Source organism: Nostoc sp. UHCC 0302 (assembly GCF_038096175.1).
Classification (GTDB): domain Bacteria; phylum Cyanobacteriota; class Cyanobacteriia; order Cyanobacteriales; family Nostocaceae; genus UHCC-0302.
On sequence record NZ_CP151099.1, the window covers coordinates 6,562,721 to 6,587,187 of the forward strand.

Sequence of the window (24,467 nt, forward strand, 5' to 3'; positions counted from 1 at the left end):
ACAGATAGACAGCTACTAAGATGTTAGAAATAATTTATACTAACTAATCTCAAGAATATATATTAGTATGTTAAGCAACAGTAGACTACAACAAATTCAGTATACTAATGTGACAAACAATTAAGTTAATTAAATTTCATTTAGTATAAAATTATAACTAGCTAGCTAATAACAGCTTATTAGCTAGCTAGTACTGACAAGTGTATTTTTTGATTTTTCTCAACTGTTAATGTTGATTGTAACTATGCACTCAGTGAACTGTTACAAGCTTCTCTGAACTCCAAGATGTTTAGCCTAAATTCAACCGAGATACTAACTCAATTAGGTAGGCAATACAAAGTGTTTTAATTAGTAAGATAATTTATAGTTAGCTTAAAACAAGCTTATAACAGCATTATCAGACTTACTTTAGGATTAAATTTAATAATCGGGATGACTGGATTCGAACCAGCGGCCCCTTCGTCCCGAACGAAGTGCGCTACCAAGCTGCGCCACATCCCGCCATAAAAATGGCACTTACCGTAAATCCAAAATATCACAACCAGTGCTAAATCACAAAACTGCATTTCAAAACTACATCTATATATGCCGTCAGTAAGGGCTTTGCTTGCTACGATTAGATTTGTATAACTTTAGTGGTACAAGCGGATTGTGACAGTAAAACCAGACTGGTTGCGGGTAAAAGCGCCTCAGAGGGAGCGCGTTGATAACGTTAAAGAAATTTTGCGGGATTTAGCCCTGAATACGGTTTGCGAGGAAGCGTCATGTCCTAATATTGGTGAGTGCTTTAACGCTGGTACTGCCACTTTTTTGATTATGGGGCCAGCTTGTACGCGTGCTTGCCCATATTGTGATATTGATTTTGAGAAAAAACCTAAACCGCTAGATTCTACAGAACCGACACGACTAGCAGAAGCTGTTCGCCGCATGAAACTTAATCATGTAGTGATCACTTCTGTAAACCGAGATGACTTACCAGATGGTGGCGCATCCCAGTTTGTAGAGTGTATTCAAGCAGTTCGTACCATCTCACCTCAAACTACAATTGAGGTGCTAATTCCTGACTTGTGTGGCAATTGGAATGCTTTAGAGATAATTTTACAAGCTGCACCAGAGGTACTAAACCACAACACGGAAACTGTTTCACGCCTATATCGCCGGGTGCGTCCCCAAGGGAACTACGATCGCACACTAGAATTATTAAAACGCGCTCGTGAAATTGCTCCCAGTACATACACTAAATCCGGTATCATGGTTGGACTCGGTGAAACTGATGCAGAAATCCGCCAAGTCATGCAAGACTTACGTGCAGTTGATTGCGATATTTTAACAATTGGGCAATACCTCCAACCTAGCCAAAAACACTTAAAAGTAGATGAATTTGTTCGCCCGGAACAATTTAACGCTTGGAAGGTATTTGGCCAAGAACTAGGATTTTTACAAGTTGTTTCCTCACCTTTGACCAGAAGCTCATATCATGCTGAACAAGTCAGGGAATTAATGGAACATTACCCCCGCAAATCAATCCTGAGTGACCAAAGTTCAGATCGACAGGAGCCGCCCTTCCAACTTCTTCCTGAGTTTTAAGTGGTCTTAGCAGTGGTGCAAGAAACTACCATAGCAATTCTGGGTGCGGGTGCTTGGGGCATGGCTTTGGCAAATATAGCAGAGGCAAACGGTCATCAGGTGCGCGTGTGGTCGCGTCGGAGTTCCCAAACGCTGGAAGCAGTGATTAAAGATGCCCAAATAGTCGTATCTGCTATCTCCATGAAAGGTGTGACAGATGTTGCCTCTCAAGTACAGTCTGTCCCCCTTTCTCCAGAAACGATTTTTGTCACGGCGACGAAAGGCTTAGACCCGCAAACGAAATGCACTCCCTCGCAAATTTGGCAAACAGTATTTCCGAACCATGCAGTAGTTGTTCTCTCTGGGCCGAATTTATCTAAAGAAATACAACTAGAATTGCCAGCTGCTTCAGTAGTAGCCAGTAACGTCCCTACAGCGGCGGAAGTCGTGCAGCTGGTATTTTCTTCTAATCGTTTCCGGGTATATACCAACTCCGATCCTTTGGGAGTGGAATTAGGAGGAACACTGAAAAATGTAATTGCGATCGCTGCTGGTGTATGCGATGGTTTGCAATTAGGAACAAATGCTAAAGCAGCTTTAGTCACCCGTGGACTCACAGAAATGGTTCGCATCGGTAACGTCTGGGGTGCGAAAACGGAAACATTTTACGGTTTGTCTGGTTTAGGGGATTTGCTAGCAACCTGTAATAGTCCCTTAAGTCGCAATTACCAAGTTGGCTACCAGCTAGCAGGTGGTAAGACACTTACAGAAATTCTCGCAAATTTACAAGGAACTGCTGAGGGAGTGAATACTTGTCAGGTTTTGCTGCAACGAGCCAAGGAAGAAAATATTGCTGTCCCAATTACTGAGCAAGTCTATTGGTTACTTCAGGGTGAAGTTACACCCCAACAAGCGCTAGATGAACTTATGCTGCGAGACATCAAGCCAGAATACAACTAAACAATTCAAAATGACCATAAAGTACTGCGGGCATGGCTGCGCTTACCGCGGTAGTGTGCGCTTTAGCGCTTAGCTTCTCTGAAGTAGCGTCCGACTTCTTTGGAGGCTGAGCTTCTCAGGCTCTGTTCAAACAAAACCTAAGATTAACTAGCATTCTGGCTACCGACATCAGTCAGTATGCAACTTAAAATGCTTTGCGCTTACTATATATCTTCTCCATAACCTATTAGCTATTCTTATTACCGAATAATCTCTAGGGAAAAATTAGTAAATCGTCAGGAAACCACTTCTATAGCCATGTAAATATGACTATGCCGATTATAGACATGATTTTTACTGAAATATGTTTATACTTTGTTACAAAAGTAACATTAAGAAACTGTCTAGGTTGAAATTTTAACTAAGTAGTTCGGAATTGACAGCCTAGCTGTGGAATTGAATAGCTATTGATTCAATCAGAAGCTTAGCAGCCGATTAAGTTCAGTAATACTGTATTCAATAAAACCATCACAAGGTTTTTCACAAAAATATTGTGATGGAATCATTAACCGTGTTAGATCATCTTGAATCACGGGAACAATAGCAACAGTTGAATAGCTGACCATAATCTTAGCTGACCGTAATCTATTGTTACCTGGAGCCATTGAGACGACCCTTATGCCAGCAACATCTTTTTACGCAGATGCCGCCTACAATACCCAAAAGTCCCGCCAGATATTAGACCCGGATCTCACCGTTGATGAAGGTGAGTTACCAGTAGATGATCTGCACGAGATGGAGATGGCTTCTGTTGACCCTGTTCACTTTGCTGCTAACACTAACCGTCGCAGTACAGACTTGGTACGTCTATATCTTCAGGAAATTGGTCGAGTTCGGTTGTTAGGACGAGATGAAGAAGTTTCCGAAGCTCAAAAAGTCCAACGCTATTTGCGGATGCGGATAGTACTTGCTAATGCCGCAAAGCAAGAAGATGAAGTGCTTACAGCTTATCTCAAGTTAATTGAAGTTCAGGAGCGCCTAGCTTCCGAACTCGGACATCGCCCGTCTTTGGAAAGGTGGGCCGCTACTGCTGGCATTATGGTATCGGCTCTCAGACCGACTTTGGCAGATGGCAAACGTCGCTGGGCGGAAATCGCCAAAATAACAGTAGAAGAGCTAGAGCAAATTCAGTCCCAAGGACTCCAAGCAAAAGAACACATGATTAAGGCTAATCTCCGCCTAGTTGTGTCTGTTGCTAAGAAGTATCAAAATCGTGGTTTGGAGTTGTTGGATTTAGTTCAAGAAGGCACATTAGGCTTGGAGCGAGCTGTAGAAAAATTTGACCCCACCAAGGGTTATCGCTTTAGTACCTATGCCTACTGGTGGATTCGTCAAGGTATTACAAGAGCGATCGCAACTTCTAGCCGCACGATCCGCCTGCCTGTTCATATTACAGAAAAGCTGAACAAAATCAAAAAAGCTCAACGTAAAATTGCTCAAGAAAAAGGTCGTACCCCAACCTTAGAAGACTTGGCAATTGAGCTAGAAATGACACCGACGCAAGTACGTGAAGTTTTATTACGCGTGCCACGCTCCGTTTCTCTAGAAACCAAGGTAGGAAAAGATAAAGATACTGAATTAGGTGAATTACTCGAAACCGATAGTGTCACCCCAGAAGAGATGTTAATGCGAGAATCTTTACAAAGAGATTTGCATCATCTTTTGTCAGATTTAACTAGCCGGGAGCGTGATGTAATTCTAATGCGGTTTGGTTTGGCAGATGGTCATCCTTACTCGTTAGCAGAAATTGGACGCGCTCTCGACTTATCGCGGGAACGAGTCAGGCAGATTGAATCTAAAGCCTTGCAAAAGCTGCGCCAACCCAAGCGTCGTAACCTCATCCGCGACTATTTAGAGTCTCTTACTTAGTTGATGGTAAAGACGAGCCAGTGCGGTGAGACTTGTACCCCTACGGGGAAGCAAGCTGCGCCTTGGTCTCCGACAGGAGAAGCAACTGGCATTCAATGGTCAATAGTCCAAAGTCCAAATTCTGAATTAATTACTTTGGACTTTGGACTTTTAACTCTACAAACTGGTTTGCTCTTTAGTTTTAATGTTTCTTAATAGCAGCCTAATTGGTGGTACACCACCCGCCATAAATGAAACAAATACCTTCTTTCCCTTACACCCTCACGCCTTCACACCCTGGATTTATTGAGACCTTATAGCAAATTATTTGCATTTAGGTGAACTAGAGTTTTACCAGCTTTATCCTTACTATATATGGAAGGTAGTAATCATTTATTACCTTGTTTTTTATTAAGCTTTAATGAATTATTTTTGAGTATTTAGTAAAGCTTATCAATAAGTAATGACTGTTGCAAATTGCTCTGAACATTTGCTATATTCGCAATTAACAAGCTTTGTTGAGAAAATTTAGTATGACTGTCTACTCATCTACTTCACTTAAGGCAGAACTAAACGAGCGAGGCTGGCGTTTAACTCCCCAGCGCGAAACAATTTTACACATTTTTCAAGAACTTCCGCAAGGTGAACATCTCAGTGCGGAGGATCTTTATCACCGGTTGGAAACTGACGGTGAAGGAATTAGTCTATCAACTATCTATCGGACTTTAAAGTTGATGGCAAGAATGGGAATTTTGCGGGAATTAGAACTGGGAGAAGGACATAAGCATTATGAACTCAACCAGCCGTACCCCCATCACCACCACCACTTGATCTGTGTTAGGTGCAACTCAACCATTGAGTTTAAAAACGACTCAATTTTAAAAATTGGGGCGAAAACTGCTCAAAAAGAAGGTTTTCACCTGCTTGACTGTCAAATGACAATTCATGCAGTTTGCCCCAAGTGCCAACGGGCATTGATGCCCCTCTAGCACCTGGGTAGCATAACAAAGCGAAATTACTCAATTTAGCAATAATTTGTAATTCGCTATTGTTTGGAGGTAAGCAATTGGGAACTCATGTTGACGACACGTAAGCGGATGCTAAAAGCGTCCGCTCTTTAGGTCATTGAGACTGATACCGTAAAATTCTTGAGCTTGTTTAATTGCTTTTTTGGTGTCATCTGCCATTAGACCGTTCAGCTCACCTTTATAAAAGCCTCTCTCTCTCAGCCGTGTTTGGATTTCTAGAACATTAAACTCACTTTTAGGAGCAGTACTAACTAAGCTATATAACTTAGCTCTGGTAGTTGGGCCAGCAACCCCACTTGCTGCTAGGAAATTGGACGATTGAAAGCGACGTACAGCATCGGCAGTATAAGGGCCATAGTAGCCATTTGGCTCTCCCTCTAAATATCCTGCCCTAATTAACTGTTCTTGAAGAACTCTAACTGGCTCACCGCGATCGCCTATGCGAAGTTTACTGCGATTAGCTACCTTTTCGGGAGCCTCTTCTCCCTCACCAACTCCGATTGGTGGTAATTTGCGTAGTGTAGCTGGGCCGACAACACCGTCAACAGCTAATTTGTATGATGCTTGGAAACGTTTTACAGCTTCTTCGGTAATTGGGCCAAATATTCCTGTAGCATTCCCGTAGTAAAAGCCTGCGATTCGCAATCTTTCTTGTAAAACCCTGACATTTTCACCTTCATCCCCTTTAACAAGGAGATTGGAATTGCGGGGCTGGCTGCTAGTTGAACTCACTACAGTGGTTTTTTTAGCTTGTTTACTTGCAGCAGGTTTGTTGGCTTGTGTGCTTGCTGTTGCTGTCCGCCAGTTTGACAATTTATCCAAGGTGTTGGCTCCGACAATACCATCCACTGGTAAGCCTGCGGTTTTTTGAAAACGCCGCACAGCCTCTTCTGTGGATATGTCATATATTTGGCTGACAGGAGCTGAATAAAAGCCTGCTCTTTTTAACTGTTGTTGTAGATTCCTGACAGAAGGGCCTTGATCGCCTCTTTCCAATGCCATGACACTGCTGACAGCGCTGAGAACAGACAAGGAAAGAGCTAAGGGTAACATATACTTCCAAGCTCTACTAGAAAGCCTTCTCCAGTCTGGTGCGGCTGTTTTGTTTAATAAAGAACTCAGGGAAATTAATTCGCTGGGTTTCGTGTCTTCGTAGGCGAAAGCTAGATGCAGATACGCAAGGTTTTCCATATATTTTTCCTACACCGCTTATTTTTCTTCGATAGTTGCTTCAGCTTGATGTACTAGGTTTCGCAAAGTTTCTAATGTCAGTATATTTACATCCTGCCATAAACCGCGCTGATATGCTTCTAATAATCTTTCAGCCATGTCACGCAATGCCCACGGGTTCTTTTCCTGAATGAATTCTGAGACAACCGGATCAAGCAAATATGCATCTACAACTCCCTGGTATATGTAATTTTCCACACATTTAGCTGTGGCATCGTAGGCGAAAAGATAATCCACCGTTGCTGCCATTTCAAATGCACCTTTGTAACCGTGGCGCATCACTCCTGCAATCCACTTGGGATTAACTACACGAGAACGATACACTCTTCCGATTTCCTCTCGAAGTTGGCGGACGCGTGGTAGCGCGGGAACAGAATTATCACCAAAATAAGTTTCGGGATTCTTTCCCTGTAGAGAACGTACCGCTGCTGTTAATCCACCTTGAAATTGGTAATAGTCATCGGAGTCGAGCAAGTCGTGTTCGCGGTTGTCTTGATTTTGTAGCACAATTTGCATCTGCCCTAAGCGTTGCTTAAAGGCTTCGGGGGCGGGGGCTGGGGGAGTGGGGGATTGGGAGAGTGGGGGAGTGGGGGATTGGGAGAGTGGGGGAGTGGGGGACTGGGAGAGTGGGGGAAATAAGGTGGATGGAGGAGATGTGACTGTTATTTTCTTATCTCCCTCTCTCCCCCTCTCCCTATCTCCCCCTCCTCTTGATGAGGTGTAAGCGTAACAACTCCAGTTGATATAGGCACGGGCTAAATCTTGGTCATCTGTCCAGTTTTGGGATTCAATTAAACCTTGGAGTCCGGCTCCGTAAGCACCTGGTTTAGAACCAAAGATGCGATAGCGCGATCGCATTAGCGCCTCTTCAAAATTTAAACCTTGTTTAGTCCACAACTCAGTTTCTTGGCGAACTGCAAACGCTAGAGGGTTTTGTTCTGAAGGTTCATCTAAGGCTGCCACGGCTTGCACAGCCGAGTCGAATAAATCAATCAAGTTGGGAAAAGCATCTCGGAAAAACCCAGAAATCCGCAAGGTGACATCTACACGGGGACGCCCGACAATCGCAAGGGGCAAAATCTCAAAATCAACTACCCGCCGCCCTGCACCATCCCATACAGGTCGCACACCTAGTAGAGCTAAAGCTTCAGCAATGTCATCACCGCCAGTCCTCATCGTGGCAGTTCCCCATAATGATAATCCGAGTGTTTTTGGATACTCACCATGTTCTTGAGTGTAGCATTCTATTAGGGTTTCAGCTGCTTTTCTACCTACATCCCAAGCAGTTTCTGTGGGAATGGCGCGAATATCAACAGAATAAAAGTTTCTCCCCGTTGGTAGGACTTCCGGGCGTCCGCGGGTGGGTGCGCCAGCTGGAGCGCTCTGGATATATCTGCCATCGAGTCCACGTAATAATTGGGTGGTTTCTTGGTCGGTTTGTTGTACAGCAGGAAGTAGGCGATCGCGTATCCAGGTAGAGACACGATTCATCGCGTCTGTGCTGGGGGGAGAGACGCGATGAATCGCGTCTGTACAAGAGTTTTGAGCTATGAGTTGTTCTACTAAGAGGGCGGCGTGTTCTTCTAGGACTTCAACAATATCGCCGATGGTGCGACAGTTTTTGCCATTAACTACTGACCACTGGCCGCTAGACGTGGACAAATCTGTTGTGAGTGGATCGAAATCTAGACCCCAAGATTCTGCTATGGCACGTGTGAGACCGATAGAATAGCGGTTGGGTGTACGAGCGATCGCAACTATTAAATCTCGCAGTTGTCGTCCTTGAGGACATTGCCCAAAGATGTGTAATCCATCGCGGATTTGTGCTTCTTTTAATTCGCAAAGATAGCCATCGATGGAATTCAAGATTAAAGATTCCAAATTCTTAATTTCTGTTTCGTTTTGGATTCCTAAATCTCGGTAAAGATTTTCTTTGACGACTAATTCGCGGATGCGATCGCTAATAGCTGGTAATCGTGAAGGATCTAAGCTTTCAGCTTCATAATATTCATCAATTAAATTTTCTAACTGTTGCAAAGAACCGTAGAGTTCTGCACGAGTCATCGGCGGCGTTAAGTGGTCTATAATCACAGCCTGAGCGCGACGTTTTGCTTGGGAACCTTCGCCAGGATCATTGACAATAAACGGGTACAGGTGAGGAAGTGCGCCGAGAGCTACTTCTGGATAACAATTACTCGATAAAGCCACACTTTTACCGGGTAGCCATTCTAAATTTCCGTGTTTCCCTACATGAACAACAGCATCAGCACCGAAACATTCTCTTACCCAATAATAAAAAGCTAAATAGGCATGGGTAGGGGGCAAATCTGGCGCATGATAATTCAAACTGGGGTCAATATCATAGCCCCTTGCTGGTTGAATTCCCACGAAGATATTCGCAAGTTGAATTCCGGGAACTGGGATTGAGGATTGGGAAAATTCTTGCCCAGTCTCCAGTCCCCAATCCCTAGTCCCCAGTTCCCACCGTTCACTAATACCCTGCTGCACTGCTGAGGGTAAAGACGCAAAATATTCTTCATATTCTGCCCAAGGAAGACTTTGCTCAACCGATCGCCATTCTCTACCTTCAGGGTCATTTGTCACACCAGCAGTCAGACGTTGAATCAATTCATCTCCTTGAATTGGAGGATTTTCTACCTGATATCCCGCTAACTGCAAAGCTTGAAGGATTTCTACACAACTAGCTGGTGTGTCTAGTCCAACACCATTGGCTAGGCGGCCATTACGGTTAGGATAATTTGCCAAAATTAGAGCAATTTTCCGTTCTTGGGGTGGCTTGGAGCGCAGACGCACCCAATTAGCAGCTAATTGTGCGACGAAATCGATGCGATCGCTGACTGGTTCATAAACTACTACATCTGTTTCTAAGCGAGGATTTCGCGTTTGCACTGCTTTAAAAGAGACAACACGAGTAATAATTCGCCCATCTACTTCTGGTAGCGCCACATTCATCGCAATATCCCGGGGAGATAGCCCTTGCATCTGCGACTCCCACTGTTCAACAAATCCGCCGCTGAGAATAACTTGTAACACTGGCACATCTAATTTTTCCCACAAGTCAATCTGGGGTGTTTCTGTTTCTAAACTCGCCAGTGAAAAACTTGTGGTATTAAGCAGCACCGCAATCGGCTCGGCGTCTTTGGGTTGAAAAAACTCGCTCAACTCTTCTTGAACACTAGGGTCACGCAATGAAGAAACAAACACTGGCACAGCTTGTAAATTTCTCTCGGCTAAAGCTGTACACAGAGCATCAATTACCTTAGTGTTTGCCGCAAGATAATGGGCGCGGTAGAAGAGGATGCCAACTTTGGGGATTGGGGAAGGTGGGGCCCCCTCTGGGGATAAGGGGTAATGGGGATTGGGGAAGATGAATTCACAATCACTCTTGTCTCCCTTGTCCCCCTTGTCCCCTATTCCCCACTCCCCACTCCCTATTCCCCACTCCCCTTTATACAATCCAACACGAGGAACCAATCGCGGTGGTAGAGGATTAAATGATGTCAATAAGCAAGTATCAGCAATAAATTTGAGTGCGTTAACAATATTTTCAACGCCACCTTCGCTAAAATATTCCCATACTTGATTAACAATATTTAATGGCACAGTAGACTGGGAAATTAAATCGGGATCAAGAGCATCGTCTCCTGGCATTACAATTAGGGTTGTACCATTACGTTCTACAATTTCCTGCAATACTTCTAAGCCGTAAGCCCAATAAGAACGTCCTCCTAAAAGGCGCAGTACAATTACTTGGGCAAGTTCTAAGACTTGTTCTGCGTAAGAATCTATACTTATTTGTTGCTGTAATTGCAACAAGTTAGCGACTCTTAATTCAGGAAATGTTGCGGGTAATTTTGGGAGTGTTGCTGCCAAGGTTTGAATGTCGGTATCAGCAGCCGTAATAAACACAAAAGGGGCTGGAGTTTGTTCCAGAAAAAATACACCTTCTGATTGATTCCATCCGCCTGATGTGGCACTTATACGATGCATAATCCTGTATTACCGCTTTAAACTGTTGTTTAGAACCTAATCACGAAATATTTCAACCTAGCAACTAATCCCTCTCACCTCATCATTGAAAATGCTTAGTTCTCCTGATTTGAGCTTTTCTCAAAACTTGCCTTTAGTTGTATTTAATCAGCTTGGGGAATTGTTACAGCAGATGGCTCAAGCAGTAGGAAATTCTGCTTTGCTACTTACAGAAGCTGTGCTGGCAAGGATTCGCATACCAGTAGAGTGGCAATGGCAAAGGTTTACACTGGTTGTCTCTGAGCAGTTTAGTGCGCTGTTGGTGGGAGAGGGGGAGCAGGGGGGCAGGGGAGCAGGGGAGCAAGAAATTTACTCAAGACTCAGTGCTAGGTTTACTTTTAATTCAGAAGCGATCGCTTTTTTTCTCTCCAAGTTGCGAGATTTGTTTGGGCATGATTCCTACACTCACCAAAATCTCCAACGCTATTGTCAAATTGTCGGTTCTAATGATGCCACTCTCCAAAGTAAATTTACACTGTTGTTATTAGAACATCTCCTGCCGCTACAAAACCAGGAACAAAGAGAACTTCCAAGCGTAACTCACCCTGAAGTTTATGTTTGCCAGCCAGTAGAAGACGCCCTGAAAAAACAGATTTCCCAAGAACGGCTGTTGAATCAGGTGACAACGCAAATCCGCAAAAGCCTAGACTTGCCAGTGATTATGGCAACGGCAATTACACAAGTGCGTGAGTTTTTGGAATTAGACAGATTAGTAATTTATAAATTTGAGGGTTCAAAAGTCAAGTCTCAACAATGTCAGTCTGATATCACTCTCCTGAATGGAATCGCAGGTTGCTTAACAGAACAGCAGTCTGCACCCTGCCCCTCTGCACCCTACCCCTATTGTGGAGGTTGTATTGTTTATGAAGCCCGTGCTACAGATGCTATTCCCTCAGTATTGAATTATCAGGAACAAAATTGCTTTACACAAAGCTCTCGATGTTGGGAAAAGTATCGCCAAGGCTTTACCTTAGCTGTGAATGATGTCGAAAAAACTTATGCCTTAGAAGAGTGTTTGTTGAATTTTTTAAGGGAAAGCCAAGTCAGGGCAAAGTTAGCAGCACCGATTATTTTTGAAGACAAACTCTGGGGACTGCTGATTGCTCATCAGTGCAGTGAGTCACGAGAGTGGACTGAGAGTGAGAAAAGCTTGCTAACTTCAATAGCCGAACAATTAGCAGTAGCCATTTACCAGTCTGAGTTAATGCGATCTCTGCGAGACGCTGCGCGAACGCTGACTCAAGAAAAACAAACTCTCGAACAAAGAGTGATTGAGCGGACAATGGCATTGCGTGATGCCTTACTCGCCGCTGAAGCTGCTAGTCGCTTGAGAAGTGAGTTCCTTGCTACTATTAGCCATGAATTACTCACGCCTTTAACTTACGTCATTGGGATGTCATCTACGTTGTTACGTTGGCCTTTGGGTGAGTTGAGCCAACGACAGAGAGATTATCTGCAAACAATCCACGACAGTGGAGAACATTTATTAGAAATGATTAATGACATCCTTGATTTGTCGCAAATCGAGGCTGGTAAGACAGTTTTAAATATTACAGAATTTTCTTTGATGAGTATTGCCGAAAAGACTTTGGCATCTCTGTTAGAGAAAGCCACAAGCGAACAAGTCAAGCTGAGACTTGATTTGCAAATCAATCCACAACGCGATCGCTTCACCGCTGATGCAGAGCGCGTAGAACAAATTATCTTGAATTTGTTAACTAATGCCGTTAAATTTACTCCTGAAGGTGGCAATGTGATTTTGCGTCTTTGGGTAGAAGATGATACTGCTGTTTTTCAAGTTGAAGACACTGGGATTGGCATTCCTGAAGAACAATTACCCCTACTGTTTGAAAAATTTCAGCAACTCGATACGCCCTATCGCCGCCGCTACGAAGGCACAGGGCTTGGTTTAGCTTTAACTAAACAACTTGTAGAACTGCATCGTGGACGAATTGAAGTAGAATCCACAGTCGGCATTGGCTCAATTTTTACTGTTTGGATACCGTCTCAGGCTGTGAAAGTCCTGAGTGCTGACTTTTGAGGGGCTACGGTGTACAGACAGTCATGGAATTACCCAAAAATCTTGAACAACCTACCTCACCCTGTCCAATCAGACATCACTCTCAATACGGTTCGGTTAAGGGAAGAGACGCGGTTTGGTTAAGAGAAGAGACGCGATAAATCGCCGTCTCTACAAAGGACTGATTATTGTAAAGACGGCGATTTATCGCGTCTTTGTGATCTATAACTTTCATTAAAAAACCTTATCCTAACCGTATTGGCATCACTCTCCTTTGCAAGGCTACGGTGTGATGGTCTCTACTACTTCTTCTTAGATACAAGGGTTAGGGTGTGTTACCGCGTTAGCGTAACGCATCGAAAACCGCGAATTGTGTGTTACGGCTTCCTAACACACCTTACAAAGTTCTTGTTATGCCAATGCATCGCTCGTTATGCCAATACATCAGCTTGTTATGCCAATGCATCACCTCGTTATGTCAATGCATCACCTCGTTATGTCAATGCATCGGCTCGTTATGCCAATGCATCGGCTCGTTATGCCAATACATCGCCTTGATTTGCATCCATGTTTTTAGACTTAAGGTTTTTACCAATTGATAATTGACAATTAATTAATTTAAGGTTTCAAGCCTCCCACATTTATCAATTGAAAGTTGGCAGTTGAGAGTTAACAGTTGAAAAATTCCAATTCTTGTCTACTATCAACTGTCAATTGTTGAACCTTTAACCAATCCTCTCACTGTAAGGGAAAGGTAATTGTCAACTGTTGAACTCTTGCTAATACTTCCTCTCCTGTGGCTCAAACATGGTAATTGCTACTGGGCGATACTGAATGTCAATTCCTGCTGGTGAATAATAAGCCATTGTGTGTTTGAGGAAATTAGTATCATCTCTTTGAGGATAATCTTCGCGGAAGTGTGCGCCGCGACTTTCCTGGCGATTTAGGGCTGATGCCAGAATGGTTTGCCCGACTACCATCAAACTCCGCAATTCTAAAGCTTCTACAATCTCTGTGTTCCAACAACTGCCTTTATCATCTAAATAAATTTGTGGATATTGCTGTTGCAGTTGTTCAAGTTTGTGCAACCCTTCACGCATTAATTCCTCGGTACGGAAAACGCCACAATAATCAGTCATACAATCTTGGAAGGCTTGACGGACTTGGTTAATACGATACTGTCCTGGCTGTTCTAGCAAAGCTTGGATTTGTTGCTGGGCTTCCCTTTGATAACGTTGCTCATCTACAGAAGGCAACTTACGTTTTTGTACATATTGAGCGATCGCTGCCCCAGTTCGCTTGCCATAAACAACACATTCGAGTAGGGAATTACTACCGAGGCGATTTGCCCCATGTACAGAAACGCAAGAAGTTTCCCCAGCGGCAAAAAAGCCATCAACTAAACCATCGCCACTACTGCGAACTCGACCATCAGTGTTAACTGGGATACCACCCATACAATAGTGAATTGTCGGGCGGACTGGCATCGGCTGAGTCACTGCATCAATACCTACCAACCGATGTGCCTCTTCCCAGCAGAAGGGAACGCGGCTCATAATTTTTTCTTTGCCCATGTGCCGCAAGTCAAGATAGACAAAAGACCCGCCTGCACTGCCATCTTGATGAATACCACGACCGCCGCGAATTTCGTAAGTGATCGCCCGTGAGGTAATATCACGAGGAGCTAGTTCCATGCGGCTGGGTGCGTAGTTTTTCATAAAGCGATCGCCTTCGCTATTAATTAGATATGCTCCTTCTCCGCGTACAGCTTCTGAAATCAGCACTCCTACTGGATATAAACCAGTGGGATGAAATTGGACAAATTCCATATCTTCGAGGGGCAAACCTGCGATCGCAGTCATTGCTAGACCATCACCAGTGGAAGCATAATCATTAGAGGTGGTATTATAAACACGACCATAGCCCCCAGTAGCAAACATAATTGCTTTAGCCCGCAATACCTCTATATGCCCATCCAAGAGGCTAAACATCACCAAACCTTTGGCTTGATCCTCTTCCAAAATCAAGCGCATTACGTACCACTCTTGATACACTTGCACACCATAACGTCGCAAGTTATTTACTAATTCGTGCAAAATTGCATGACCAGTCTTATCAGCGGCGTAACAAGTGCGATTATGAGAATGTCCACCAAAAGCTCTTTGAGCTATGCGACCATCCGGCAAGCGCGAGAATAAAACGCCCATGTGTTCCAAGTCAATCACCACATCCGGCGCTTCTTGGGCTAAAATTGCTACCGCATCTTGGTCTGCCAAATAATCAGAACCCTTGACAGTATCAAAAGCGTGTGCTTGCCAACTATCCTCAGTATCAACATTTTTCAGCGATGCCGCCATCCCACCTTGAGCAGCAACTGAGTGGGAACGAATGGGGTGAGTTTTGGCAACCACCGCAATATTTAAACTGGGGTCAGTTCGGGCAATTTCCACAGCAGCGCGGCATCCCGCCAATCCACCACCAACAATAATCACATCATGTTCCAGCATAATCAACCCCCGACTGCAAAAAGCTGCTTGCTGTTCTATTGTAGAGACGCAATTAATCAAGCAGTTGTGGTAACTGCCGTTGCATCTCTACAAAAAAAATTCCCTGCCTATAGACAGGGATGTTATTACAAATTTTGTAGTAATAAGGTATCTATCTTTAGATAGACACCTTCTAGAAATGAAAAGTTAAAAATCAAGAGTTAGGGGCAGATAGAGTAAATCATAACTCTTCACTCATAGCTCCTAACTTCTGTACAGACGCGTAGACGCTCGAAGAGCGGCTTCTCGTAAGAGTATAATCGCGTCTCTATTTTAACTAGTTGCTTGTACAGGTCTTTGCTCAGAAACATTGCCAGGTATAGGTTCAGTCTTGGTTTGTGCATCTACAGGAGTTACTTCAATATGATTTAATAACGTAGTGACAAATGCAAACAGCAAGAAAGGCAGTGATAGCAGAACGACGAGACCCACCGTTGCTAAAGCATACACTGGTTTTCTGGCACCCATCAGCGCTAAGGCTGATGCCAAACTAAGGGTTATCGTGATTAACCAAACAATTATTTGACCGTAAATATCACCAAAGGTCAGGGTACAGACAAACCGATAGTTTTGAATATTATTTCTGCTCATCACATTTGCCTCAAGTCTCTCCTTATAGGTTCTACCTTAGAACCATGTTTTACTTCTAGACAATTTCTAAATATTTTTGCAAGGTTTGTAATATTGCTTTACAATCAAGTTTTTTTTGTTAACAATAACAAGTGAATTCTAAGATTTAGTGTTTCCTAGAACTCTTAAATCCAGAATTTACAGATGCTCTCTAAAGTCAAAGTAACTTGAATTGTTAACTAGATGGCAAATACCCTAATTTGATTATCGAACTGCTATCGAACAGCACCGTCAATACAGACCGAAATCTGAAAAAAACCTGTATCAAGACGGTTTCCATACACCAGAGTATTTCTATTTCTCTCCAGACACTCTAGAATTTGCTGGTTTTCGCTTAGTAGGAAGTGAATATCAAGAGATTACATCTAATGTCAGCGGTTGGCGTTGGAGTCAGGAGTTAGATTTATATCTTGGTATCGATTCGGGAAAACTGCGCTACTTTACTGCTGAAGGTAGTTTAATACCAACACCAGAAGAAGCAGCATTACAGGCACAATTAGAGTTAGCACAGGAACGTCAACGTGCTGAACAATTGGCAAAAAGATTACGTTCTCTTGGTGTTGACTTAGACTAAATGAGCTATTATTTCAACTTAAATTCATCAAATTTCACAACTTTTGAATCTGGCTTGCGGGTATCAAAACGATAGCTGCTAACTGTACCGATTGCCGTATCGAAGATACTAAAAACTGTGATGTCATTACTAGCAATATATGGCAGCGGCTGACCATCTTCACCTAATAAAGGCGCAATTGATGGCATTACAGGTTCTAACCCGTTGGGGTCGCCTAATTTAACATAATCCTCTTGATATCCAATTGGTACTTCTCGCTTTCTATCACCCCAAGCAGCACCGTAAGAGTTACCAACGTTAGATGTTTCCAAAAAGTGCATTCCACTCGGACTAACAAAGCGGTTCCATAAATGCGAATGTCCATAGAATACGAATTGCACATCAGCCGCTTCTATTAACGGCACAACATCACGGATGATATAATCTACATTTTTATGATACTCATAACGCACTGCTTTAATGGTGGACTCAGTGCCATCTCGTTCAATTATCTGTATTGGATCTGTATAGGCAGGAACGATATTATCACCCAAAGTATGGGGTGGATGATGAAACATCACAACTTTGTATTTTGCTTGTTTAAACTCAGGGCTTTGGAGTTCTTCTTCTAGCCAATTGTACTGCTTGCTGCCTTTAGCTATTGGCTCAAAAATATGCTGTCCATAACCCCAATTTTCCGGGTTATCTAAGTTATTTTCTGCTTCTTGATATTTGCCCTTATGCTTGGCATCTAATTTGGGAGTGCGCCACATATTAGTAATGTACAGTACGACCAAACGCACATCACCAAAGCTAACTGCATAATACCTTTTTCCACCCTCTTTACTTGTTGGTAGGGTGAAAATTTCTTCGTAAGTATTGGTGTTAAAAGAATTATCTATTAAAGATTTTCCGCTATAAAATCTTTGGGCAACAGCACGGGGAATCGTATCATCGAATTCACCATTTAAACTTCTTGTTCTAGCAAACCGTCCCATGACCTCATGATTGCCAATACAAGTAAATATCGGCGCGTGTTGAATAATTTCTCCGCCGCTGTAGGTTGTTTTAACACCGTTGTGTTGCATCTCATATTTGGCACGACCTTGTAAACCGGGAAACAACGCGCCACCTTGATTATCATCAAACCACTCTGAAGCGCGATCGGGCGTATTGACTAAATCACCAGCAAACCATACGCCATCCACTTGTCCTACTGTCTCTACCACTTTTTGCAGATTTGCAGCTGTCATTGGTTTAAGCTGATGGTCGGAGGTAAGTAGAATTTTTAGTGATGTGTTTGCTTTTGGGGTGGGTGCGAGGGTAAAAATATTGCTGCTAACATTCTCACCATCTTCTCGCACACTTGTGACGCGATAGTTCACCCGCACATTAGGAGTTAATCCAGCTACCTCAGCTTCATGTCGCCAAATATTGCGGCCAACAGGTTGTTGATAAACTTGTCCGTTTTGAGTTTGATTTGCTACTCTTGATTGCTGGTCTTCGCGAGTGCGACTGAGTTTAGTAGTACTTGCCTTGGCAGCTTGCTTCAGATTTTCACCATAGGTAACTATATGTTTAGCACCAGCAAATTCGGTGAACCAAACTACTCTCACTGAGGTTTCAGTCGGCAGTTGCAAAAATGGATCGGTCAGCAACTGAGGTGCTGATGTCATAATTGTTTGCCCAAACGAATGCACGCTGACTAAGGTAAGGCCAATAATAAGCAGAACCACAGACTGTAGCAGTTGGGTTCTCACCATTTTAGCCCTGAGCATGACAAGACTTATACAAAACAATAACTAGGCTGAATAATTGTACAACAACTAAATTTAAGACAGGATGATATTGAGGTTAAGCGATCGCCTCAACCCCAATATCATCTCGTGCCATAGATTTGGTAGAGCTTCATCATAGAGTTACCTTTTTACAGCCTAACTTGCTGCAAGTGACTGCGGGGATTGTAAGTACGTATAGCCCTAATTTTTTCATAATACTCCCGCTCTTGTTGGCTGAGTTCTTTTGGTGGTGCGATCGCCACCTTCACCAACTGATCGCCACGTCCACCTTTGGCTAGAGGCCAGCCTTTGCCACGCAACCGCAGAGATTGCCCAGAACGCACTCCCGCAGGCAGTTTTACATTCACCAAACCATCTGGTGTAGGCACATCAATCGATGCACCGAGAGTAGCTTCATCTGGGGTGATTGCGACTTCGCACACCAAATTGTCGCCTTCAATTTGGAAAAATGAGTGCGGTTGAAGTTCGACTTTTAAATACAAATCTCCTCGTTGTTGAGTCATGGGATTGACTTGTCCTTTGCCTCGCACGCGCAGACGAGTACCGGGTTTTGCCCCAGCGGGAATCCGAACATCAAGGGTTTCATTACCTAAACTAAAGCGTTTTTGCACACCATGAAACGCTTCTGAAAAAGTTAAAGCGATCGCAGCTTCGCTATCCTGGATACTACCTGCACCTGGATCTTGATAACCGAAATCACTAAAGCCGCCAAAACCACTTGGTGCGCCTGTAGATGTGCGGTAAGAGTAGCTTTGTCTTCCACCACGAGGAGTAGCGCCACCAAAGCGTCCTAGCAACTCGTTAATGAATTCATCAAAATTGCCGTATTGACTGAAATCGAAGCCGCCCATATCGACGCCAGCACCGCCGGACGGGAAACCTTCACCAGCTTGTTTCCAATATTGACCAAATTGGTCGTATTTTTTGCGTTTGTCTGGGTCTGATAAAACTTCGTAGGCTTCGTTGACTTCTTTAAAGCGTGCCTCTGCTTGTTTGTTGTTTGGGTTAACGTCAGGGTGAAATTTCCGGGCTAGTTTGCGAAAAGCTTGTTTAATGTCCTCTTGACTGGCAGCTTTACTCACTCCCAAAATTGCGTAATAGTCTTTGAAGTCGGTTGCAGCCATCTACCAGCCTCCTCTATAAATTAGCGTTATGTTTATTTTTAAGATGTGAGATTTATTCTTTGCTTAGGTATAATGCCTAGCAATAATACTCTGATTTTAAATTAACAAAGAATACAGAAAATCAAGTGTGGTTCTTGCTCACCGCGTCAGCGCAATTTCCGTACTCCCGTCTTTCCTGTCCTTGTTTGAAGTGAATTAAGCAGTCTAATCCTTCTTGTAGGCTTGGGGGAGCATCTCGGAGTTGACGGTGCATCCGCAAGATGATTTCTTCAGGAACTAAGCGAGCTTCTTTTGGAGAAGCTGCGGTAAAACGCTTTTTATTGCGTGCTAAACACAGCCAAACTGGGGTATCCACCCAAATTCCAGTTATGTGGGTAAAACCTTTGTTGCGGGCTAAGGCGATGAGTTCACGACGATGGCGTCGCTGGGCATTGGTGGCGTCGTAAACTGCCGTTCTATGAGAAGCGATCGCCTGCTGTAATTGCCTTTCTACTTCCCGCCAAATTGCCAGCCACGACCCTTGAATTGCTTCTGAGCCAAAAAGTTGCCCCCGGATGCTATCTGTAGAAATTAGTTGCATCTGGGGGCATTCTCCCAATAATTGTTTTGCCAAAGTGGACTTACCGCTACCAGGAAGACCAATCAGCAATAACAGTTTAGTCATTTGTCATTTGTCCCTTGTCCTTTGTCCTTTGTCATTTCTCTCTGAAGTTCTGATTACCTCTGGCACTGCCCCTTGGACAATCGCCAGGAATCGGCACTCAGACTTATCTTTTTCTCAGTTATTCTTAACTAATGACGAATGACGAATGACGAATGACGAATGACTAAATAATGGTTCCATCGGGAATTACAGCATTTTTTAGCACTACAACGATGCCGCTGCGAATGTAGAAACCTTGACTTTCACGGTCAGCTTCTTGGACGTTATCTTTATTGATAATTTTGACATCGTGCCCAATGCTGGCGTTTTTATCGATGATGGCACGGCGAATGATCGAGTCAGTACCAATACCTACAGGAATAACACCTTTTTCTACGCTACATTGGCGCTCTACAGAAGCTTGGTAAAAGTCTGCACCCATGAGTAGCGACTCTTCAATGACACAGCCTGATTCAATGCGCGATCGCACTCCCAACACTGAGTGCTGAATCCGGCAATTTTTTAAAATACAACCTTCGCCAATAATTGATTCTGTGATCTGGCAATCTAAAAGTTTTGTCGGAGGCAAGTAACGAGCGCGGGTATAAATTGGCGCTTCTTCATCGTAGAAACTAAAGGGTGGTTGGGGTTGCTGAGTTAAAGCTAAATTTGCATGATAAAAAGCTTCGATTGTCCCAATATCTTCCCAGTAGTCATCAAATAAGTAGGCTTGAACGTTGTAATCTTTGGCGGCATCAGGAATAATTTCTTTGCCGAAATCCGTCCTTTCGACAGCTTCTTTTAACAACTTGAACAAAACATCTTTTTTAAAGACATAAATCCCCATTGAAGCGATGTATGGCTGTTGTTGGGCTTGTTCTTTTGTTAATCCCAGTACGCTTGTATCAACGCGCATTTGGATTAAGGCTTCACCTTTGGGTTTTTCGCTAAAGTCGATTACCCTACCGGTGTCATCAATTTTCATCAAGCCAAAATCTGAGGCGCGGCGTTCGTCTATGGGGATAACGGAGAGAGTAATATCAGCCCCCGTTTCTCTATGGCGCTGGATAAACTGGCGATAATCCATGCGATAAAGGTGATCACCAGAGAGAATCAGATACTCTTCTGCATCCCATTCTTCCAATAACCACAGGTACTGACGTACAGCATCCGCAGTACCTTGGAACCAATTAGGGTTTTCTGGTGTTTGTTGTGCAGCTAGCACTTCCACAAATCCCTCATTGAAGCCAGTAAAGTTGTAGGTACGGGCGATGTGGCGATTTAGAGAAGCTGAGTTAAATTGTGTCAGAACGTAGATTTTGAATATTTCAGAATTTATGCAGTTACTCACAGGGATATCGATTAAGCGGTACTTCCCTGCTACTGGTACGGCTGGTTTCGCACGGAGTTTGGTTAGCGGGTAAAGCCGAGTACCCGCACCACCACCAAGAATGATAGATAATACTTTTTTCACAAAATTTCTCCCAGCTGCCTTTCAACTCTCATCTTCAGTTTAGGACTGTATGTGGCAGCTGATAAGGGGGGATCGGAGATTCTCAGGAATGAATTTTACAAAATACTACTAGTGGTGGATAGTGCTGCCTAGAAGTAGACAACCAGAACATTTGTATTAATTGGTATTGAAGAATGGGGTGCGATCGCTACATTGCTCTTACTATTAGCGACTTACTACCTCTTAGGTTAGATTAACAAAACTAATATTTTGAGACATTTGCTTGCAGCTATACACCTATGAAGTTGAAAACCTTTAGCCGTATTTTAAAAGTGTCGGCGACTTAACTTTTTAAGCTTTAGTTTTTAACAAAATAGTATTATTAGTTACATTCCTTCGCCATAATCAACAGAAAAATCTACTATGTAAACTGAAATATCTAGAACATATAGATTACAAGACTACTATCCTAATAAAAACTATTAGCAATTTGTTGACCGAAAAATCAGCCAACTGTGCGCTCGCAATCCCAAATATATATTAAATTACCAAACCAGCTATACCTGTTTTTCTATTGACCAAACGCAGTTTTTGCGACAGCTTCAAATACTTCACCCAAGGTTGATCTGATAACTGGTAAATCGCATTTGGTGATAGTGTTGCTGTGAAAGCATCCTTGCCACGACTAACACCACTGATACCTAGATTTTCTAAAACAGTAGTTACCGCTGGGTCTGAAACTGGTTCGGTGTGAATAAACACAGCCAAACTTGGTTGCTCTGACTCTGGAATATCTTTCAACGCAACAGTCAAGGCAGCATCTAGCTTTTGGTAATTCATAAACACCTCATACTAATTCGTAATTCGTAATTCGTAATTCGTAATTAAGACGGATTTAAAAAGCTTTGATATGATGAGAGCTTTCCATGACTTAGCACTGTTACACAAAGAATAATTCCAAAGGAAAGTTTGGTTTTATTCTTGATCAAAAGGGCAGGAACTTGTTAGCTTATAACTTATCAAATTTATAAGTTGCGATCGCCTACCCTTGTATAGATTTAATACACTTCCTTATCAGTCTAATTACAGATTGGTGGCATCAATCACTCCATAACCCCATTTATGATCAAATGTACCTGGAGGTTTTCCGGGAATTGAACTATTTTTACGTAGTAAGTCTTTAATAGCATTTGGGTCAAGTTTGGAGTCACGTTGTAACAACAACGCCACCAACCCAGTGACGAAGGGTGTCGCCATACTTGTACCAGCCATCGCCACAAACTTAGAATTTATCATAACTGAGCGATCGCTCTTTGCATCAGCAGATAGGGCAGAAACAATCATCGCCCCTGGTGCTGCTACATCTGGCTTTTGGGCATCATTCCGCAAAGGCCCTTCACTACTAAATTCAGAAATACCATGTAACTCTACGCCCATTTCTCGCTCTTGGGCATCTATATCTGTGTACTTGTGTTTGGTGGTATATGCAGCAACGGTAATCGCACTGCTGGCAGTTGCAGGTGAACCAATTTTTACAGAGTCTTTGATGCTTTTACCTGTAAAAAACACCGATGTGGCATCATCTAACGTCCACACGTTCAAACAAGTCTCAGTTGAGGAATTATTACGTACCCGCAATTGCCATATACCGCCCTGTACTAACGTTTTACCCTTACCACGAATTTGCACAAAGAAATTATAGTCACCGTTGATTGGATCAGCTTTTGGTGTTGCTATTTGTACTTGTGAATCTGGTAAGTCATAATCTTGCGTAGGATTACCGTCGGTAATAACTTTTTGGAAAGGTGTAACGAAATCGTTGGGACTCCGCACCGATATCTCCAACTCACTGTTACTCGAATACCAAGCATTTAACCAAACTATGCCTACTTGATTTAAGGGAACATTAAAGCGCATACCACGGGTGCTGCCGCTGGGTATAGTCGCTTGACCATGAATATTAGCGTTCCCTTCATTGCCCGCAGCACAGCAAACAACCCTGCCAGAACCAGTTTCCGCGTTAATGATTTTTGATAGAGAGTCGCTACCGTCATGAGCATCGGCGTGTCCACCCAGGCTAAGATTGATTACGGCTGGGCGTCCTAGCTCACTCGCTACCCGGAAAATGTAGCGGACACCATCGGCAACATGAGCATCCTGTAAGTCTGACTTGACGATAACCAATTCCGCCTCTGGTGCAATACCGCCATAGGTTTCATCCGCACCAGCGGCAATTCCAGCAACGTGTGTGCCATGCCCGTCAGTATCTTGAGAAATTATTAGTTGCGCTCCTGTAAATTCAGCTCCATAGCCGCCCTCTGTCACTCCTGGCCCTGGCAAGATTTGATCCCAAATGCGTAAAATTCTTCCGGCAAAGGCGGGGTGCTTGGCATCAATGCCACTATCTATAATGCCGATAATCACTCCTTTACCAGTCAGTCCAGTTTTACTTTTAAAAGCTGGCACGTTGACTGCTCCGGGTGCAACGTCCATCTGCAATTTCAGTTTGCGCGATGGTTTGACACGCAAAACACTAGCCTCTTCAGACATAGCGTCTAAACCTTCTATTGGTAAAAAAGCCGTCCGCACACTCCCGGAATTTTGATTAATTTCAATCCCTTGTTGCGATAGGTGGCTCAAGTCTGTATCAGGGTCACAGTAGATAAAAACAACGCTTTTCGTCGGTTTAACAACGCTTTTGGGTGCAACTATCCCAAGCGATCGCTTATGTGTAATTAAAGCAGCCTCTCCTTCCCTTTGATAGTCCTGAAATGCCAAAAGTAATCCCGGCGAAAGTTTTTCGTGCTTCATTTTTACCTCAACTTTTATTCTTTGATGAAAATTAATTAGTGATTTTTTTAGCTTTAATTACTTTATGCAACTATAGTTATCTATTGTTTTAATAGACAACTCAACTAAGCTAAGAAAATATCAAATAGCTCTTAACAGAATTGCTAATTAATAACTCATGTTCCCGA

Annotated in this window: 18 protein-coding genes, 1 tRNA gene and 1 pseudogene; 8 read left to right on the plus strand and 12 right to left on the minus strand. The window is 43.3% G+C overall.

The annotated features are described in order from the left end of the window. Positions 1 to 427: 427 nt before the first annotated feature. A tRNA-Pro gene (locus WKK05_RS28355) sits at positions 428 to 501 on the minus strand. Positions 502 to 651: 150 nt separating this feature from the next. Between WKK05_RS28355 and lipA the strand changes: the two genes are divergently transcribed. The 5 genes from lipA to WKK05_RS28380 all read left to right on the plus strand — a co-directional run bounded on the left by lipA (position 652) and on the right by WKK05_RS28380 (position 5,402). Continuing rightward, positions 652 to 1,587, plus strand: coding sequence for a lipoyl synthase (lipA, locus tag WKK05_RS28360; RefSeq protein ID WP_341526361.1), 936 nt, complete (start codon positions 652 to 654; stop codon positions 1,585 to 1,587). Between the two features lie 15 nt (positions 1,588 to 1,602). Then, entirely contained in the window at positions 1,603 to 2,526 is a 924-nt protein-coding gene (locus tag WKK05_RS28365; RefSeq protein ID WP_341531215.1) for an NAD(P)H-dependent glycerol-3-phosphate dehydrogenase, read from the plus strand. 657 nt (positions 2,527 to 3,183) lie between these two features. Continuing rightward, positions 3,184 to 4,434 (plus strand): RNA polymerase sigma factor SigC, encoded by a 1,251-nt coding sequence (gene sigC, locus WKK05_RS28370; RefSeq protein WP_341526362.1) that lies wholly within the window; start codon positions 3,184 to 3,186, stop codon positions 4,432 to 4,434. 3 nt (positions 4,435 to 4,437) lie between these two features. Then, positions 4,438 to 4,629, plus strand: coding sequence for a hypothetical protein (locus WKK05_RS28375; protein WP_341526363.1), 192 nt, complete (start codon positions 4,438 to 4,440; stop codon positions 4,627 to 4,629). A 317-nt stretch (positions 4,630 to 4,946) separates the two neighbouring features. After that, positions 4,947 to 5,402 carry a transcriptional repressor gene (locus WKK05_RS28380; protein WP_341526364.1) on the plus strand — a complete coding sequence of 152 codons (456 nt, stop codon included), beginning with the start codon at positions 4,947 to 4,949 and terminating at the stop codon, positions 5,400 to 5,402. Positions 5,403 to 5,513: 111 nt separating this feature from the next. Here WKK05_RS28380 and WKK05_RS28385 read toward each other — a convergent pair whose 3' ends face one another. Both WKK05_RS28385 and cobN read right to left on the minus strand, forming a co-directional pair. Further along, the gene (locus WKK05_RS28385; RefSeq protein WP_341526365.1) at positions 5,514 to 6,632 is read right to left on the minus strand and encodes a peptidoglycan-binding protein; all 1,119 of its coding nucleotides are present in this window, start codon (positions 6,630 to 6,632) and stop codon (positions 5,514 to 5,516) included. Positions 6,633 to 6,650: 18 nt separating this feature from the next. Further along, entirely contained in the window at positions 6,651 to 10,682 is a 4,032-nt protein-coding gene (gene cobN, locus WKK05_RS28390) for a cobaltochelatase subunit CobN (RefSeq protein ID WP_341526366.1), read from the minus strand. Positions 10,683 to 10,773: 91 nt separating this feature from the next. Here cobN and WKK05_RS28395 point away from each other — a divergent pair, with 91 nt between their 5' ends. After that, the gene (locus tag WKK05_RS28395; protein ID WP_341526367.1) at positions 10,774 to 12,762 is read left to right on the plus strand and encodes a GAF domain-containing sensor histidine kinase; all 1,989 of its coding nucleotides are present in this window, start codon (positions 10,774 to 10,776) and stop codon (positions 12,760 to 12,762) included. 82 nt (positions 12,763 to 12,844) lie between these two features. Here WKK05_RS28395 and WKK05_RS28400 read toward each other — a convergent pair whose 3' ends face one another. Then, on the minus strand, positions 12,845 to 12,976 hold the full coding sequence (locus WKK05_RS28400) for a hypothetical protein (protein WP_341526368.1): 132 nt from the start codon (positions 12,974 to 12,976) through the stop codon (positions 12,845 to 12,847). 173 nt (positions 12,977 to 13,149) lie between these two features. Between WKK05_RS28400 and WKK05_RS28405 the strand changes: the two genes are divergently transcribed. After that, a complete protein-coding gene (locus WKK05_RS28405) occupies positions 13,150 to 13,299 on the plus strand; it encodes a hypothetical protein (RefSeq protein ID WP_341526369.1) in 150 nt (49 codons plus the stop codon). A gap of 221 nt (positions 13,300 to 13,520) precedes the next feature. On the opposite strand, the gene WKK05_RS28410 is transcribed toward WKK05_RS28405, so the two are convergent. Next, the gene (locus WKK05_RS28410; RefSeq protein ID WP_341526370.1) at positions 13,521 to 15,248 is read right to left on the minus strand and encodes a succinate dehydrogenase/fumarate reductase flavoprotein subunit; all 1,728 of its coding nucleotides are present in this window, start codon (positions 15,246 to 15,248) and stop codon (positions 13,521 to 13,523) included. A 312-nt stretch (positions 15,249 to 15,560) separates the two neighbouring features. After that, positions 15,561 to 15,878 carry a hypothetical protein gene (locus tag WKK05_RS28415; protein WP_341526371.1) on the minus strand — a complete coding sequence of 106 codons (318 nt, stop codon included), beginning with the start codon at positions 15,876 to 15,878 and terminating at the stop codon, positions 15,561 to 15,563. A 221-nt stretch (positions 15,879 to 16,099) separates the two neighbouring features. Between WKK05_RS28415 and WKK05_RS28420 the strand changes: the two are divergent. Then, positions 16,100 to 16,491 (plus strand): annotated as a pseudogene (locus WKK05_RS28420) (Uma2 family endonuclease); the annotation flags it as partial. Between the two features lie 8 nt (positions 16,492 to 16,499). On the opposite strand, the gene WKK05_RS28425 reads toward WKK05_RS28420, so the two are convergent. The 6 genes from WKK05_RS28425 to WKK05_RS28450 form a co-directional block, all read right to left on the minus strand. Beyond that, positions 16,500 to 18,146 carry a metallophosphoesterase family protein gene (locus tag WKK05_RS28425; RefSeq protein ID WP_341526372.1) on the minus strand — a complete coding sequence of 549 codons (1,647 nt, stop codon included), beginning with the start codon at positions 18,144 to 18,146 and terminating at the stop codon, positions 16,500 to 16,502. Positions 18,147 to 18,397: 251 nt separating this feature from the next. Continuing rightward, positions 18,398 to 19,393: a DnaJ C-terminal domain-containing protein gene (locus WKK05_RS28430; protein WP_341526373.1), complete on the minus strand. Its 996-nt coding sequence runs from the start codon at positions 19,391 to 19,393 to the stop codon at positions 18,398 to 18,400. A 121-nt stretch (positions 19,394 to 19,514) separates the two neighbouring features. Beyond that, complete coding sequence (locus WKK05_RS28435) at positions 19,515 to 20,057, minus strand: AAA family ATPase (protein WP_341526374.1); 543 nt, start codon at positions 20,055 to 20,057, stop codon at positions 19,515 to 19,517. Positions 20,058 to 20,220: 163 nt separating this feature from the next. Continuing rightward, positions 20,221 to 21,510: a glucose-1-phosphate adenylyltransferase gene (locus WKK05_RS28440; RefSeq protein WP_341526375.1), complete on the minus strand. Its 1,290-nt coding sequence runs from the start codon at positions 21,508 to 21,510 to the stop codon at positions 20,221 to 20,223. A 519-nt stretch (positions 21,511 to 22,029) separates the two neighbouring features. Continuing rightward, on the minus strand, positions 22,030 to 22,329 hold the full coding sequence (locus tag WKK05_RS28445; protein WP_341526376.1) for a hypothetical protein: 300 nt from the start codon (positions 22,327 to 22,329) through the stop codon (positions 22,030 to 22,032). Positions 22,330 to 22,572: 243 nt separating this feature from the next. Then, the gene (locus WKK05_RS28450; RefSeq protein ID WP_341526377.1) at positions 22,573 to 24,300 is read right to left on the minus strand and encodes a S8 family peptidase; all 1,728 of its coding nucleotides are present in this window, start codon (positions 24,298 to 24,300) and stop codon (positions 22,573 to 22,575) included. Positions 24,301 to 24,467: the final 167 nt, after the last annotated feature.